The sequence below is a fragment of the Streptococcus sp. 79 genome, assembly GCF_013277425.1.
GTDB classification, from domain to species: domain Bacteria; phylum Bacillota; class Bacilli; order Lactobacillales; family Streptococcaceae; genus Streptococcus; species Streptococcus pseudopneumoniae.
On sequence record NZ_VMMW01000045.1, the window covers coordinates 17,097 to 33,931 of the forward strand.

General features: G+C 41.4%; 15 protein-coding genes. 1 reads left to right on the forward strand and 14 read right to left on the reverse strand.

Going from position 1 to position 16,835, the window contains the following annotated elements:
* Positions 1–14 precede the first annotated feature (14 nt).
* From ileS to pbp2b, 13 genes are all read right to left on the reverse strand, one after another.
* On the reverse strand, positions 15–2,807 hold the full coding sequence (ileS, locus tag HT729_RS07565; protein ID WP_172931861.1) for an isoleucine--tRNA ligase: 2,793 nt from the start codon (positions 2,805–2,807) through the stop codon (positions 15–17).
* A 252-nt stretch (positions 2,808–3,059) separates the two neighbouring features.
* Positions 3,060–3,941 carry a DivIVA domain-containing protein gene (locus tag HT729_RS07570; RefSeq protein ID WP_001123177.1) on the reverse strand — a complete coding sequence of 294 codons (882 nt, stop codon included), beginning with the start codon at positions 3,939–3,941 and terminating at the stop codon, positions 3,060–3,062.
* 8 nt (positions 3,942–3,949) lie between these two features.
* Complete coding sequence (locus HT729_RS07575) at positions 3,950–4,735, reverse strand: RNA-binding protein (protein ID WP_001032411.1); 786 nt, start codon at positions 4,733–4,735, stop codon at positions 3,950–3,952.
* Positions 4,732–4,995: a YggT family protein gene (locus HT729_RS07580; RefSeq protein WP_000576513.1), complete on the reverse strand. Its 264-nt coding sequence runs from the start codon at positions 4,993–4,995 to the stop codon at positions 4,732–4,734. The genes HT729_RS07575 and HT729_RS07580 overlap by 4 nt, the downstream gene beginning before the upstream one ends.
* Positions 4,995–5,534: a cell division protein SepF gene (locus tag HT729_RS07585; protein WP_000053381.1), complete on the reverse strand. Its 540-nt coding sequence runs from the start codon at positions 5,532–5,534 to the stop codon at positions 4,995–4,997. The genes HT729_RS07580 and HT729_RS07585 overlap by 1 nt, the downstream gene beginning before the upstream one ends.
* 9 nt (positions 5,535–5,543) lie before the next feature.
* Positions 5,544–6,215 carry a YggS family pyridoxal phosphate-dependent enzyme gene (locus tag HT729_RS07590; protein ID WP_001101087.1) on the reverse strand — a complete coding sequence of 224 codons (672 nt, stop codon included), beginning with the start codon at positions 6,213–6,215 and terminating at the stop codon, positions 5,544–5,546.
* Positions 6,216–6,219: 4 nt separating this feature from the next.
* Positions 6,220–7,479 (reverse strand): cell division protein FtsZ, encoded by a 1,260-nt coding sequence (gene ftsZ / locus HT729_RS07595; protein WP_000144268.1) that lies wholly within the window; start codon positions 7,477–7,479, stop codon positions 6,220–6,222.
* A 16-nt stretch (positions 7,480–7,495) separates the two neighbouring features.
* Positions 7,496–8,869, reverse strand: a complete 1,374-nt coding sequence (gene ftsA / locus HT729_RS07600) for a cell division protein FtsA (RefSeq protein ID WP_023936022.1) — start codon at positions 8,867–8,869, stop codon at positions 7,496–7,498.
* Between the two features lie 218 nt (positions 8,870–9,087).
* Entirely contained in the window at positions 9,088–9,792 is a 705-nt protein-coding gene (locus HT729_RS07605) for a TIGR02206 family membrane protein (protein WP_054388023.1), read from the reverse strand.
* A 94-nt stretch (positions 9,793–9,886) separates the two neighbouring features.
* Positions 9,887–11,260, reverse strand: coding sequence for a UDP-N-acetylmuramoyl-tripeptide--D-alanyl-D-alanine ligase (murF, locus tag HT729_RS07610; RefSeq protein WP_138705206.1), 1,374 nt, complete (start codon positions 11,258–11,260; stop codon positions 9,887–9,889).
* Positions 11,261–11,345: 85 nt separating this feature from the next.
* Complete coding sequence (locus tag HT729_RS07615) at positions 11,346–12,389, reverse strand: D-alanine--D-alanine ligase (protein WP_138705207.1); 1,044 nt, start codon at positions 12,387–12,389, stop codon at positions 11,346–11,348.
* A 175-nt stretch (positions 12,390–12,564) separates the two neighbouring features.
* Positions 12,565–13,161 (reverse strand): recombination mediator RecR, encoded by a 597-nt coding sequence (gene recR / locus HT729_RS07620; protein WP_138705208.1) that lies wholly within the window; start codon positions 13,159–13,161, stop codon positions 12,565–12,567.
* Between the two features lie 10 nt (positions 13,162–13,171).
* Complete coding sequence (pbp2b, locus tag HT729_RS07625; RefSeq protein ID WP_172931862.1) at positions 13,172–15,229, reverse strand: penicillin-binding protein 2B; 2,058 nt, start codon at positions 15,227–15,229, stop codon at positions 13,172–13,174.
* Positions 15,230–15,532: 303 nt separating this feature from the next.
* Here pbp2b and HT729_RS07630 point away from each other — a divergent pair, with 303 nt between their 5' ends.
* Positions 15,533–16,384, forward strand: coding sequence for a MurR/RpiR family transcriptional regulator (locus tag HT729_RS07630; RefSeq protein WP_023936026.1), 852 nt, complete (start codon positions 15,533–15,535; stop codon positions 16,382–16,384).
* Between the two features lie 61 nt (positions 16,385–16,445).
* Here HT729_RS07630 and HT729_RS07635 read toward each other — a convergent pair whose 3' ends face one another.
* The gene (locus HT729_RS07635; RefSeq protein WP_240164427.1) at positions 16,446–16,811 is read right to left on the reverse strand and encodes a type II toxin-antitoxin system RelE/ParE family toxin; all 366 of its coding nucleotides are present in this window, start codon (positions 16,809–16,811) and stop codon (positions 16,446–16,448) included.
* Positions 16,812–16,835 lie beyond the last annotated feature (24 nt).

Genomic DNA, 16,835 nt, shown 5'->3' on the forward strand with positions numbered 1-16,835 from the left:
ATCAGACAACAACCTTACTTCTCTTCAAATCCTTCTGCGACTGCGTCCGCAAAGTTTTCTTCTACGATGCTTGCACAGTGGTCACAGATGACTGCCTGGTAGGTGCGTTCTGCTGTTGTTGGGTCGGTGCGACGGCAACGGTCACATACTTGGCCTGCAGCACGTTCAACTGTGAAGGCGACATCTTCGAAGCTAAGGGCAGCTTCTGGAGCTGGTCCTTCTGCGATGGTCAATTCAGACACAATCAAAAGTTGAGCTACATTGCTGTTTACTGCTTCGAGTAGAGTTTTCACAACTTCATTTGGATAAACTGTCAAGTGTGCTTCAAGTGATTTACCGATAACTTTTGCATTACGAGCTTCTTCCAAGGCTTTTTGAGCTTGTCCACGGAAGTCCATGAAGGCTGCCCATGTATCCAAGATTTCTTCTTGATTAGCAAAAGTTTCCGCTTCTGGCAATTCTGACAATTGAACGAAGTCTTCTGCTTCAAACTCAAGGTATGACCAGATTTCTTCCGCAGTGTGAGGAAGGATTGGTGTCAAGAGTTTGGTGATTTTCACAAGAATGTCATAGAAAACAGTCTGCATTTGACGGCGTTCGAGTGATTTGGCACCTTCGATATAAACAACATCTTTGGCAAAATCAAGGTAGAAGGCTGATAAATCAACGTTGATAAAGTTCACCAAGGCCTTGTAGATTGTCAAGAATTCAAAGTCTGCATAGGCATCACGAATGGTCTTGACAAGCTGGTTAAAGCGAATCGTCATGTACTTATCAACTGAACGAAGCTCATCGTAAGCGACTGTATCTTGAGCTGGGTTAAAGTCAGATGTATTGGCAATCAAGAAACGAAGGGTGTTACGAATCTTACGGTAAGTTTCAGAGACTTGGCTCAAGATATCCATAGAGATACGTACGTCATTGCTTGAGTCAACACTTGTTACCCAGAGACGCAAGATTTCTGCACCAAATTGTTTTTCAACATCGCTTGGAGCAATGGTATTTCCAAGAGATTTAGACATCTTCTCACCTTTACCATCAAGGGCAAATCCTTGTGACAGAATTTGTTTGTAAGGTGCTACGCCATGGTTAGCAACTGATGTGATGAGTGAAGAGTTGAACCAACCGCGGTATTGGTCAGAACCTTCTAGGTAAAGGTCTGCTGGGTAAGTCAACTCTGGACGATTTACTACAACTCCATTCCATGATGAACCTGAGTCAAACCAAACGTCCATGATGTCTGTTTCTTTCTTGAACTCACCATTTGGTGAGCCTGGATGAGTAAATCCTTCTGGCAAGAGGTCCTTAGCATCACGTTCCCACCAAATGCTTGAACCATTTTCCTCAAAGAGTTGAGCTACATGCTCAATCGTTTCAGCAGTCATAATCGCTGTACCATCTTCAGCGTAGAAAATTGGAAGTGGAACACCCCAAGCACGTTGACGAGAGATAACCCAGTCGCCACGGTCACGAATCATATTGTAAAGACGGACTTTACCCCATTCTGAGTGGAATTTCACTTTTTCAATTTCATCCAAGATTTCTTGACGGAATTTTGATACAGAAGCAAACCATTGTGGAACTGCACGCCAGATGATTGGTTTCTTAGTACGCCAGTCAAATGGGTATGAGTGAGAAATTTCTTCTTGGGCAAGAAGGAGGTTACCAAGTTTTTCAATAACAGTTGGAACTACCTTGTCATAGAATTGACCTTCAAACTCAGGACCAGCATTCTTCATCATGATACCACGTTCGTCAACAGTCACTGCGACTTCAAGACCATTAGCAATACCAACATTGTAGTCGTCCTCACCAAAACCAGGGGCTGTATGGACGATACCAGTACCAGAGTCAGTGGTAACGTGGTCACCAAGGATAACGAGCTCATCTACTGCAGTATCCCATGGGTGTTCTGTCACGATGTGGTTGAGTTCTTGACCACGGTAAGTTGCCAACACTTGAACATCAGCCCAACCAAATTTCTCAGACAAGCTAGTCAACAATTCTGCAGCAACGACAAACTTACGAGTTTCACCAGCAGGTTGAACTAAAACGTAATCAATATCTGCTCCAACCGTCAAACCACGAGAAGCTGTGATGGTAAATGGAGTCGTTGTCCAAACAACGATATAAGTGTCTGTATCAAGGGCACCTTTTCCTTCTTTTACCTTGTTGGCATAGTAAAGGGAAGTTGAAACCAAGTCATGGTATTCAATCTCCGCTTCAGCAAGGGCTGACTCAGATGACCAAGACCAGTAAACTGGCTTGGCACCACGGTAGATATAGCCTTTATTAGCCATCTCACCAAATACACGGATTTGGGCTGCTTCATAGTCAGGAGTCAAAGTCACATATGGATTTTCCCAGTCACCAGAAACACCCAAACGTTTAAAGTCTTCACGTTGTTTATCTACTTGAGAAAGAGCGTATTCGCGACAAAGTTTCAAGTACTCAACCAAGTCCATTTCTTTACGTTTGACACCTTGTTTTGCCAAAACTTGCTCGATTGGCAGACCATGAGTATCCCAACCTGGGATAAATGGTGCGTAAAAACCTGACATAGATTTTGAGCGAACAATGATATCTTTTGAAATCTTGTTCATAGCGTGTCCAACGTGGATATTTCCGTTCGCGTATGGAGGGCCATCATGCAAGGTGAAATGAGGTTTTCCTTGGTTCAATTCTTGACGACGTTGGTAAAGTTTTGCATCTTCCCATTCCTTTTGCCAAACTGGCTCTTTGGTCGGAAGGCCTGCACGCATTGGGAAAGCTGTTTTACCAAGATTAAGAGTATCTTTGAGTTTCATGGTATCTCCTTTATAAATAATAACAAATTAAAAACCACGACTGCCAAAAAGGACGAAAATCGTGGTACCACCTTTATTCGGAAAAAGATTTAGTCTTTCTCCCTCTTATCCCGTAACGTGGGGAACGTCAAATCTTACTCCATTCAGACTTGAGTTTTTGAGAGGATAATCTTATCAATAGGGATTACAGGACTCACACCATCTCCTGCTCGCTGGAAATATAAGGATAAGATATTGTTCTCAGAATATTTCTTATAAAATTGTAACGGATTCTTGCGGTGCTTCAAATCCTGGTGCTGAATCAAATGTTTCTGTAGCTGGTGTTGGAGCCGAAGGATGTACTGGAGCTACTTCTGGCTCTTCATACATTGGACCAACTGGATGAGCAGGTTCTTCTTCCATTTGAGGACCCACTACAGGAGTTGGAGCTTCCACTTCCTGTTTAGTCTGAGCTTCAAATTCAGCCAATTCTTTATTGGCTGCTTCAATACGAGCCTGTAACTCTGCCATTTCTGCTTGAGAGAACTGACGTGTCATATCAATTGGTTCTTCCTCAATTGGAGCTGGAATCGGTTCTCCAAGTACCTCGCTAACCACTTCTTTAAAGGCTTCATCACTGGTTTGAAGATAAGTAGCTGTTGGGCGAAGAATATCTTCCCAGTCTGAAGATTCAACAATAGCCAACTGACTCTCAATTGTAGATTTGAGACGTTGGTGGAAGACACGGCTCTTATTCTTCAATTCTTCTGTTTCAACAGCAACTTTCTTAGCATTGTCTGTTGCTTGACGAAGAATCTCATTTGCCTTATATTTAGCTTCTTCCAACAAGCGTTGCGCATCCTGCTCTGCTTGATGAATGATATTGTTTGAACGTTCATGTGCTGCTTGTTTCACTCGCTCAGCTGTGTCTTGGGCAATCAATACAGACTGGCTCAATGAATCTTTCATTTCGTCAAAGTAAGACAAACGCTCTTCTAAACTCTTAATACGCAAATCTTTATCATGATTCGCACGAACAAGATCTTCGTAATCACGAACCACAATATCTAAAAATTCATCGACTTCTTCTGGATCAAAGCCTCTGAATCGAGTTCCAAAGGTCTTGTCCTTTATTTCTAATGATGTAATTGGCATTCTATTCCTCACTTACTTAATAATAACTGGACGGTTATTTTTTTCTTCTCTTTTTTCGTTTGTCCCTTATCTTGAAGTAATCTCAAGCGACCAAATTTTCTCACACTAATCAAATCTCCAACTTGAACAGTGTAATCTGATTTGTCTACCACATGATAATTTACTTGGACAAGTTTCTTTTCAATCAACTGGTTTGCTTGATTCCTAGATAGTTTCAAAACATTTGATAAAAGAACATCTAATCGAAAACTAGACACAGATAAATCCAGTTCTCGATACTGTTCTAGCTTATCTATTTTCTCGGCGAAAGGACGTTCCTCCAGCGAAACAGGTATACGACCAATTTTCTTTAATCCATCTTGAAAGAGAAGAAGAAACTGCTGATTAATCATAATCTGCGCCCGTTCTTCATCTACTAGGATATCTCCAAAAAGTTTCCGTTCAATCCCTAATTGATTGATGACTGTCCCTAAAATCTTAGCATGCGTTAAATGTTCAAATTTATTGGAATACACAATTTCCTGAAGAGATATTTCAAAATCTGAAAACTCTGGTTGGAAATAATCTGGGTATAATAAAACTCGAACATACTCACTCGAGACAAATTCCCCACTACTGCTACAAGCAAGACCATAGGTTTTGGCCAAAATCTTTAATAGCTTCTCCTGATGAGGATTGATAAAAGGAGTTAAAAAAGGAGCATAGCTATCTTCTACCTTCTTTATCCATTCCATTCCCTTGTCAAGAAAGGGACGATCTTCTATGGAGAAATGCTGATAAATCCCTTTATTCATCCTATCATCGCCAGAAAACGGACTAGGTTTTCTCCTAAAAATCGAACCAAAACAATCGCAACCCAAACAGATAAATCAAGGCCCGCTATCTGTAAAGGCAGGCGTTGCAAGGGAGCAAGCACTGGTTTTACCAACGCTACAATCCAACGACCCAAACTGGATTCGTAGGCGCCTGGAAACCAAGACATGACAGCAAAGGCTACCAAAATCAGGGAGTAAATATCCACTGCATTATAAATCATACGAATTAAAAAAATCATTATCGTACTCTATTTCGTCTCATATCAAAATCAAACTCACCCTGTTGATCTTCATCTGGCAAACGAATATCTTCTACATTCACAATAACATTCACTGGTGTCAACAGATACATGGTAGAAGCTACTTTTTTCAGACTTCCAGCTAGAACATGGCAAGCCCCATCCAGGTAATCCAAACAACGACGAGCCTGCACTTCAGTCATATATTGAAAATCAATCAAGATACTTTCGTTTCCTGCCAATAAATCAACAATTTCTGTTGCGTCTTCATATTTTCTAGGATAACGAACATCTATAATGACCTTATCAGTTGCACGCTGACTCTGATTTGCCAATTCCTGTTGTCTTGCATGAAGTCTGGTGATATTGTTCTCCTTTGTTCCAGCTGATTGTGGAGTTTGAGTGATTGGGAGAGCCGGTTCCTGTGAAGAATTTACTGGAGTAAACACAGGCTCATCTCTTTTTTCATAAGGGAGACTTGAATCCTCATCCTCCGTAAAATAATCTATAAATCTATCGAATCTATCTTTTAAAGACATGGTTCTCTCCTACTTAAAAAATGCTGTACCTATACGAACAAAGGTGGAACCGAATTGAATCGCTTCTTTATAATCACGACTCATTCCCATACTTAACTCGGTCATAGGCATATTTGGAATTTGTTTTTCTTGGATTTCTCTTTGTAAATCTTGGGTCGCCTTGAAAATTTCTTTCAACTGCTCACTTCTAGCCTCAAAAGGTGCCATCGTCATTAAACCAACATATTCAATCTTATCTAGTCTGGCTAACTCTGGCAAGATATCCAGCAGTTCCTCTCTCGAAAAACCGTGCTTGCTTTCTTCTTTAGAAATATTTACTTGAAGGAAACACTTGATGACTCGGTCACTTCTTTTTTGGATTTCCTCCGCTAGCTTTACTGAATCCAAGGCATGGAAATAATCGACAAATTGTATGACATCTTTCACCTTACGTCTTTGCAAGGTACCAATCAAATGCCAAGTCACATCTCGATCTTTTAAAGCTTCATATTTTTCCAGAAACTTATCGACACGATTTTCACCGATATGATGAACACCTAGCGGAAGCAAGGATTCCGCTGTTGGTACATCTACATACTTGGTAACTGCAATGACAGAGACTGAACCACTCTCTCGATGAGCACTCAGACTAGCCTCTGCAACTTCTCGAAAAACAAGTTCTGTATTTTCTTTTACATTCATTTACTTAACGATTTTTGAAAAATGGAGGTGTATCCAATTCATCTTCATCTTGTGATGTTGGGGCTTCAAAGCGTTCAACTGGAGAAACGACTGAATCTGTTGTACGAACAATCGATTCACGGCGAAGATCCCAATCACCAAAAGCAGATGCCTGAGTTGGTTCCAAACGACGTGGATTTTGTTTTGGCAATTCAGCTGTTTCTGCCATATCAAAATGACGATCAAAGCCATGTGAATGAGCTGGTTTCACTGTCTCACGGTAGTTAGTAGTCGGTCTAGCTTGTGGAGCAACAGCCTTCTCTACGCGGTCTTGACGAACACCCGTTGCGACAACTGTTACACGAATTTCATCACGCATACTTTCATCAATTGAAGTACCGAGCCAGATGTTCACTCCTTGACCTGCTGCCTGGTTCACAATTTGTGAAGCCTCCTCAGCTTCAATCAAGGTTAAATCGAGACCACCAGTTACGTTGACAATCACATCTTCTGCTCCATCAATTGTTGTTTCAAGAAGTGGAGAGTAAATTGCCTTACGCGCCGCTTCTACCACACGTTCTTCTCCACTACCGATACCAATACCCATGAGAGCATTCCCTTTATTTGCCATAACTGTTTTCACATCGGCAAAGTCAAGGTTAATCAATCCTGGATTGGTAATCAAATCGGTAATCCCTTGAACACCTTGACGAAGAACGTTATCCGCTTCGCTAAGAGCCTCCAAGAGCGGTGTTTTCTTATCAACAATTTCAAGCAAGTTGTTGTTTGAAATAATCAATAGAGTATCTACATGCTCACGAAGTTGGTTGATTCCTTCAACGGCAAATTGTCCACGTTTGCTTCCTTCAAAACCAAAGGGACGTGTCACAACACCAACTGTAAGAGCACCTAAATCTTTGGCGATACGAGCAATAACAGGAGCAGCTCCAGTTCCAGAGCCTCCTCCCATACCAGCAGTGATGAAGACCATATCTGCGCCACTGATAGCTTCCGTCAGTGTTTCTTCGCTTTCTTCAGCAGCTTTACGACCAACCTCAGGTTGACCTCCTGCACCCAAACCACGAGTCAATTTAGGTCCCAACTGAATAACAGTCTCAGCTTTTGTACTACTCAATGCTTGTACATCTGTGTTTGCTGCGATAAATTCTACGCCTGTAACACCTTCGTCGACCATACGGTTGATGGCATTGCCACCACCTCCACCGACACCAATTACTTTAATCACTGCACCTTGAGCAGCAGCTGTATCAAATGAAAATGTCATAATTTATTTTTCCTCTTTATTCGTCAAACATGCTTCCGATCAAGCCACGGAAACGATCTGCTAATTTCGGTTTATTTTGTGAAGCTTGTTGGAAATCCGCCATTGGTTCTGTAGGCGCCACCGGCTCTACTTCTGGAGCAGGAGCTGGTTGAACAGGCGTTGATTGTACAAACTGAGCTGTCTTTTGCAGCATCCCACCAAAACTAATTGGCTGATGACTTAAGTCATTCTCACCTTTTATCGCTCTCTGAGCCAAAAGATTCACTTCTGTTAATTGACCCGCAAATTCTGATAAACTAATCACATGCGCAAAGGCTGGATTACGGATACCAACTTGATTTGGAACATAAAGCTTGACACGGACGCCAAAGACTTCCTGAGCAAGTTCAACCATACCTGGTAAAATGGCATTCCCACCGATTAAGACAATACCACCAGGGAGCTCCAATAGACGTCTTCTATCTAATTCTTGCTTGATTTGCTCAAGGATGTGCTTAATTCGTGCAGAAATAATTTCTGACAAGTAGGCTTCCGTCACTTCAACTGCTTCTACTTCTCCAATAACTTCTACTTGGAAGGTTTCTTTGCTTGCAAGAGGCGGATAGGCTTCCCCGTAATTCAGTTTCAAGCCTTCCGCTAATTTGCGAGAGGTTTTCAAAACCTTGGAGATATCTTTAGTTACATAATCTCCACCTTCTTGGAGAATATGTGTGAACTGAAGTTCTTGGTTACGGATTGTAGCGACAGTCGTTTGACCTGCTCCCATATCAATCACTGTAGCACCAAATTCACGTTCACCTTCGTTCAAAACTGATTGAACCATTGCTAGTGGTGAAATAATAACATTTTCAACCTGTAGTCCGACACGTTCTACTGTCTTACGTAGGTTATGTAAAATAGTGCGAGGACCTGTATAAAGCAAACCACGCATTTCAAGACGAACCCCCATCATGCCACGTGGGTCACGAATCCCTTGGAAACCATCCACAATAAATTCTTCAGGAATAAAGGTAATGACTTCACGGTCAGGTGTCATACTCTTTGTCAAAGCTGATTTGACAACATTTTCAACATCTTGATCCGTAATTTCCTTGGTATCAGATGTTACTGGAATCATCCCTTGAGTTGGTTCTACCTGCAAAAGATTACCAGGCAAGCCGACATTCACTGATTTAATCGAAATGCCTGCCTTTTCTTCTGCTTGGGAAATGGCTGACTTGATAGCAGTTGCTGCTGCATCAATATCAACAATAATTCCATCCTTTACACCTTTACTTTTGGCATTACTCACGCCAATTACATTTAATTCACCATTTCTCTGCTCGGCTACAAGCACCTTGACAGAGCTTGTTCCAATATCTAGACCTGTAAAAAAGCCTTCTCTAGCCATTACATCGCATCCTCTCTATCTTCCAAGTTTCGCACTTCGTATTATTCCATAGCTAAACTTAGGCATAGCTATTCACAGAATATTATAACACAAAAAATTTAATCATGCTTGCTTTTTTCCTAAATTTCCCAGCCAATTTTTGAGTTTCTATGTTCAGAAATTCTTATTTTATAAGCTGCTTGTAAAAACTCTCTAAGACAAAAAAAGAAAGCTCTGTGTTAAGCTTTCTTTGCAATCATTTTTTCTGCTTCTTGAGCTAAAAAGAATTCTAAGATTTTCTTAGTCAAACTGATAGTAGCTACCAGCACAATTGAAACAAGTAAATAATTAGCTACTAGACCATGATCCCCAACCAATGGCGGTTTTGTCAAGAATCCGTAATCCCCACCTGTTACCAAATTGACCACAAAAATTAAGGCATTTAATGCAAAGGTCATGAGAAAAATTCTTTTCACATCTAGCATTCTCGCATCGTACTGTCTCAAGAGATAAACCAGTGAGTTCCCCAAGAGTGCTAAATGACCAAAGATAAAGGATAAAATGGTGATATGTGGAAAAGGGTAAGCATCTGGCACTGGATAAACAAAGGCTGCTAATGTCCCAAATGTTCCCAATAATGCAAAGTATTGTTTATATTTGGACTGACCAGGAAGCAAGAGTACCACAAACATAGCCATACGGCAATGGTAAAAGGGTAGGCTTTCTGACAATGGCATATGATTGACCCAGTACCAACCATAAAGAAGGATCAACTGAACGGCCTGTAAAATCTGGAAAAATCGTTGGTAAACCTTCTTTTCACGATAGCGATAGGCTGTATAAAAGGTCAAGGCTAAGAGCGTAAATAGGCTAACATACCAAAAAAGGTCAAATTTAGGTGGTTCTGTTGGCTGAGTTGTAAAAAAAATATCCCATAAATTCATCTAGTCTTCCTCATAATTCAAAATTTTCCTGCATATTATTATACCATGCTATTTGTCAAAAATGGATTTAGAAATACGTAAATGTTTGACAAAATCACTTGGTTTCATTTTCTAAACTTTCTACCAACATGGCTAGGTTCATAGAGTTAGAGCCCTTGAGCAAGATTTGATCATTGGCACTGAGGCTTTCCTTGACCTGCTTGACTAGGTCTTCAAATTGGTCTTGGTCTTCTGTTTTCTTGAAATAGTAAACGTGGCCAATTGGGAACATTTGACTGGCAAGTTGGGCCAATTCAGCAATGTCTTCTCCGTAGAAAATCACGGTATCCAGCACATCTGGAGAAAGGCTCAAAATCATCTGATTATGGAGTTGAACTGACTGGTTACCCAGTTCCTTCATGTCCGCTAAAACCGCAATTTTCTTGCCCCCTTCATTGGCTGGAATGGCAGAGAAGGTCTCTAAAATCAGCTTCATAGCAGTTGGATTGGCATTGTAAACATCTGACAAGATGTCTGCTCCATTGGCTGCTTTCTTCCACTCGGTACGGTTACGCGTCAATTCAAGATTTTGGAAGGCCTGACAAATTTGTTCTTCTGAAACTCCTTCTTGTAGGGCCACATAAGCAGCAATCATAGCATTAGTGGCATTGTACTTACCAGTCACTGGCAAATCAAGGGCTTGTTCCAAGAAATTAGCTTTAAAGGTCAGACTGTCCTTACGCTCAACCAAGTCTGTGATTTCCAACTCTGCTCCTTGCCCAAAACGAACCACCTTTTTATCAGTTGGCAAGTAGGCCTCTACAATGGAGTCGGCTGGGGCCAAAAGCAAGGAATTCGAAGCCATGCCATCTGCAATTTGCATTTTTCCTTGGGCAATCTCCGAACGGTCTTTGAAAAAGGCCAAATGGGCTTCTCCAACCAAGGTCACGATGGCTATCTTTGGATGAGCCAATTCAGACAAGAGATGAATATCTCCCAAGTGATCCTGTCCCATCTCCAAAACCAACTTTTCTGTTCCTTCAGGCATATGGAGAACTGTGTATGGAAGACCAATCTCATTATTGTAGTTTCCTTGAGTTTTGTAGGTCTTGTAGGTCGTTGACAGTAAATGCGCTAGCATATCCTTGGTCGTCGTCTTACCATTTGAACCTGTGACAGCAAAGACATCTACAGCCATTTTCTCAAGATAGTAGGCAGCTAGGGTTTGAAAGGCAGTCAATACATCATCTACTAGAATATAGGGATGATTTACAAGCTCTTTCTCAGACAAGGTTGCTGTCGCACCATTTTCAAAGGCTGTTTCGATAAAGTCGTGACCATCACGCACACCTTTGAGTGGCACAAATAAATCTCCAGTCCCAATCAATCGACTGTCAAACTCAGCTTTCTCTAACCGGGTATCCTCAAAGATGCTGATATCATTTTTAGCTCCGACAACTTGAGCCACTTCATGGATTGTTAATTTCATTTCTACTCCTTTAAAAAGGGCTGAAGTCCGAGAACTCTGATCACCTTGCAGTGATGGTTCTGTCTTCTACCCTCTCTTTCATTTTTTATAGCAAATGCGCTTCGCGCTTGTCAAAACTTTCCTTGGCAAGGTCAACCAAACGCTCGATTAAGTCTGGATAGCTGATTCCCATATTGTCCCAAAGAAGTGGATACATTGACCACTGGGTGAAACCTGGCATGGTATTCAGCTCGTTTAGGAAAATCTCACCCTTATCTGTATAGAAGAAATCGCAACGAGATAGACCGAGACCACCAATGGCACGGAAAGCAGTTTCTGCATTTTGACGCATGACAGCTACCACATCATCACTGATTTTAGCTGGGATGTCCATAGTAATCTTGTTATCAATATACTTGGCATCGTAGTCATAAAAGGCAACATCCTTGACAACTTCTCCTGGCAGCGTGCTTTTGACATCGTAGTTACCCAGTAGACCAACCTCGATTTCACGGGCATTTACCCCTTGCTCTACCAAGACACGGCTGTCATATTGAAAGGCAAGTTTCAAGGCTTGACAAAGTTCCTCTTGATTTTCAGACTTAGAAATACCGACACTAGACCCCATGTTTGACGGCTTAGTGAAGACTGGATAAGTCAATTTTTCTTCCACTTCAGCGATTTTAGCAGTCACATCATCCCCTTCAACGATAGCCACATAAGGAACTTGGGCAATACCAGCAGATTCCAGAACACGCTTAGTCGTGATTTTGTCCATGGCAAGGCTAGATGACAAGATATTACATCCGACATAAGGCATTTTCAAAACTTCTAAGAATCCTTGGACAGAGCCATCTTCTCCCATCGGACCGTGAAGAACTGGGAAGACCACTGCCCCTTCTTCATAGATAGCACTTGGTGCAACTTTCTTATCCCAATCAATAGTTTCATTGGTCATAAGACGGTCTTCTTGTCCCGGAGTCTGACTAAATTCCTGCGTTTTGATAAAGTCACCTGACTGACTGATAAAGAAAGTCTTGACTGTGAAACGGTCGTAATTGACCGCACGCATGACACTTTCCGCTGAAAGGACAGAGACTTCGCGTTCCGCACTCCGTCCACCATATAAAAGAATAATCGTTTGTTTCATATTATTTGTCCTAATTCTACTAGAATACTCGCTCTTTAGTATATCATATTTGCTTGTTTTTTTAAAACTTGAACCTGATCCTACTCATCACACTATACAAAAAGAGGCCGATATAAACGATTTTCAGCCTCCTTGATTTTTTATAAATGAATGAAGTTCGTAAATTTGTCTACACTTACAACTCTGTTCGATTTTCAATAGCCCGTAAGAGGGTCACTTCGTCCGCATACTCGATATCTGCTCCCACAGCGAGGCCTCGTGCCAGGCGCGTAACCTTGATCCCAGCTGGCTTGAGTAAGCGGGAAAGATACATGGAAGTCGCTTCCCCATCTGCTGTAGCATTTGTGGCTACGATCACTTCTGAAACCTCACTATCCATCAGACGAGTCATGAGGCTCTTGAGATTGATATCATCTGGACTGATACCATTCATAGGAGAAATAAGACCATGTAAGACATGATAGAGCCCGTGGTATTCTTGAATGTTCTCCATGGCTGCCACATCCCGACTATCCTCTAACACCAAAATCGTTGTCTGGTCACGACTTGGATCGGTACAGATAGAGCAAGGATCGTCGTCTGTCAAACGTCCACAAATAGAACAGTAGGTCAATTCTCTCTTAGCAGAAAGGAGATTTTTTGCAAATTCATTGACATCATCATCAGACATCCCAATCGTATAAAAGGCCAGACGCGTGGCCGTCTTAATCCCGATACCTGGTAACTTAGAATAACTGTCAATCAGCTTAGCAATGGGTGTTGGATAAAACATAAATTCCTTTCTAGTTCATTGGATGGTATTTTTGATACAGATTGATAATGTCACGCGCAATGGAAGGTCCTACACCATTTGTTAGATTGGTATTATGAGGAAAGACCACTGCAACAGCGATTTGGGGATTATCAGACGGGGCATAGGCCACCGCATTAGTATTGGTTGCTTGCTGGCCATCTGCCACATAGCTTTCGGCTGTACCCGTTTTTCCGCTAATGGATACCAAGGCACCATTTGAAAAGGCACGTCCAGTTGTCAATCCACTAGTCCCATGAGCAACCTGATAAAAACCTTGGTGCAAGACACTCATATCGGAGTCGGATATATTGACCTTATTCATCTCTGTCGGTTTCAGTTGCTGAATCAAGTCGCCCAGTCCTCCCTTATCATTATTACCATAAATGCCTTCAACAATACGAGGAGCCACACGAACACCATCATTTGCAATAGTTGCTACATACTGAGCCAACTGCATGGGCGTATAGTTATCAAACTGCCCAAAGGCATTAGTAATGTAATTAGCAAAGCTATACTCTTTGGGAACAAATCCAGTAGATTCATCTGGTAGGTCAATCCCAGTCGCAGAGCCCAAGCCATATTCACCAAAGGTTGAACGCAATTTCCCCATAGCTGACTCTAGCTTGCTGGTGCCGACAAACATATTGGGTTGGTAGGTTTGCCCCATAAGACCTAAGGCTGTTTGGACCATATAGGTATTAGATGAATACTCCAGAGCTTGGACTGCTGTGATAGGGAATGAACCGTAAGCCTGAGTATACCAAGAATTGATGGGAGCTGAACCTTGGAAGACAATGGACTGGTCTGTCAAGGTCTGGTTTCCTGACAAGACTCCATTTTCCCAGCCAGAGCTGATGGTCGCAGCCTTGACAACCGAACCTGGGACAAAGACATTGGTTACCGTTCCCAAGGAATCAGGCGTCAACTCTCCCGTTTTCAGGTCATGTTTGAGTCCTGACATAGACAAAACAGCACCTGTTTTGGGGTTAAGGGCGACTGCATAGACACCTTCAGAATACTTGGCTCCTCCATTTCCTAGCTCGGAATTGAAATAACTTTTCAGCAGAGCATCCACGCTATCTTGGAAGGCCAAATCAATGGTCAGCTTGATATTGTTTCCCTTACTACCTTCCTCAATTGTATCCACGCTTTCCATATTACCATATTTATCCAGATGGATTTCTTTTACCGAGCGTTTTCCTTGCAAGGTCTCTTCATATTGCTTTTCCAAATACGAAGTTCCAACACGGTCATTTAGAGAATAGCCTTTTTTAAGATAGGCTTCTGCTTCTTCCGCCGGGAGACCAGCTTTTTCACTGGATACACTCCCTACTATAGAAGAAAGAGAAGTTTCCAAAACCTTTCGATCCCAAGAAGTAGAAATACTAATGCCAGGCATCTCCTTTGAAATAGAGGCAATAACAGCCACCTGAGAATCATTTAAAGGATCTGTCGCAATGGTACCTGTCGCAAAGTTTCCAACAGCATTTAACTGACTAAAAAGATAGATTTCTTTCTTTTCATCCTCTGTATAGTTTAGTTGACTCGTTTGGACACTATCGACCGCATTGTTATACAGTTCTGATTCGGATAGGCGATTGCCATCTGAATCCAAGCGTTTCTCGCTTGGGAGAGCCTCCACTGTCTGTTTATAGATTTCAGAATCAGCCAAATAGTAATCCGCCAGCTGGCGTTCTGTCAAATTTAGAGAGCTGATGCTCACATAAGTCAGTAACTTTTTAGCTGTTTCTTTTAAGTCTGTAGCCGTCATTTTATTGCTACGCGTAAAGGAAACAACCTTCTTTAGCGTATTTTCTACCAAAGGTTTCCCACTAGCATCATAAATTTCCCCACGGGCAGAACTGCTTGTGACCTTGGTCTGACTAGCTGATGCTAGCTTTTTTTCGTAAAAATCCTTGTTTAAAACCTGCATATACAACAAACGACCAATAATGGTCATAAAGAGTAAAATGATGATTGAAAACAATAAATTAAGCCGAATCGGAATCGAATGGCTGTTAAATCTTCTCATACAAATCAGTCTCATTTCTAATACTCAATGAAAATCAAAGAGCAAACTAGGAAGCTAGCCGCAGGCTGTACTTGAGTACGGCAAGGCAACGATGACGTAGTTTGAAGAGATTTTCGAAGAGTATAATTAAAATCTTATTCTTAATTGTACCACAATTTGAGTAGAAAATTATGGAAAAGTAAGAAGCTTTTTCGACTTTTTCGTTTTTAAAACAGAGATGCGTTTTTATTTATCTATCCTTATATTATGTGTTATAATGAAGTGTGACTATTCCCTGATCTAGTCTTCCAGTATGACTCATGTAAAGGAGCTTTCCCTATGGACAAACCAGATATCGCAACTATCATTGATTCACATTTTGAAGAAATGACAGACCTAGAGCAAGAAATCGCTCACTATTTTTTGCAAGCTGAAACGATTACAGATGATTTATCTTCTCAACAAGTCACCCAAAAATTACATATTTCTCAAGCTGCTTTGACCCGCTTTGCTAAAAAGTGTGGCTTTACTGGCTACCGAGAATTTATTTTCCAATACCAACATCAGGCAGAAAATCAAGCCAACCAAGTCTCCAAGCACAGTCCACTGACCAAACGAGTCCTCAGAAGTTATAGCAACATGAGGGAACAAACACAAGACTTGATTGACGAAATCCAACTAGAACGAATTGCCCAGCTAATCGAAGATGCTGAGCGTGTCTACTTCTTCGGAACAGGGAGTTCTGGCCTCGTCGCCCGTGAAATGAAATTGCGGTTCATGCGTCTGGGTGTGGTCTGCGAAGCCTTGACCGATCAAGATGGCTTTGCATGGACAACCAGCATTATGGAGGAAAATTGTCTCGTACTGGGCTTCTCACTTTCTGGTACAACACCTTCTATTTTAGATAGTCTATTAGATGCCAAGGAGATGGGGGCAAAGACTGTACTCTTTTCAAGTGTTCCCAATAAAGATAGCCAGGCCTACACAGAGACTGTTCTTGTAGCCACCCACAGCCAGCCTTCCTATATCCAACGAATATCCGCTCAACTTCCTATGCTCTTCTTTATCGATTTGATTTATGCCTACTTTTTGGAAATCAATCGCGAAAGCAAGGAAAAAATCTTTAATAGCTACTGGGAAAATAAGAAACTCAACGGCTATCGTAGACAAAAACGTGTCAGAAAATCCTAGTTTGGCTTAGCCAAACTAGGATTTTTATTCATCACCAAACATACCTCTTCAAGATTATAAATTAGTCATATCTTGACTTAGTCTTGAATAATTTCATGTAATCACTTTTTGAAGGGAGTAAATAAGCAAGTCTGACGGTATCCTCAACAATTGTATACAATACAATGTAATCCTTACTCAAGGTCAACCCTCGCGTTTGGTAGCGAGGGTCTAATTTCTTACCAAATTTTTCATCAGCATCAAATCCAGCTTGGGGGAAAATTTCTAGCCGATTAATATCTTTTCTAATATTGGCTACTTTTCGTCTCGCAGCCTCTACAGAACCGATTTCCTCCGCTATATACTGATATATTTTATCCAGACTATCAATCACTCTAGGAGAATACAAAATCCGTAAGCGCGTCATAACAAGGTATCTATCATTCATGGAAGACCTCCTGTATACTATTAG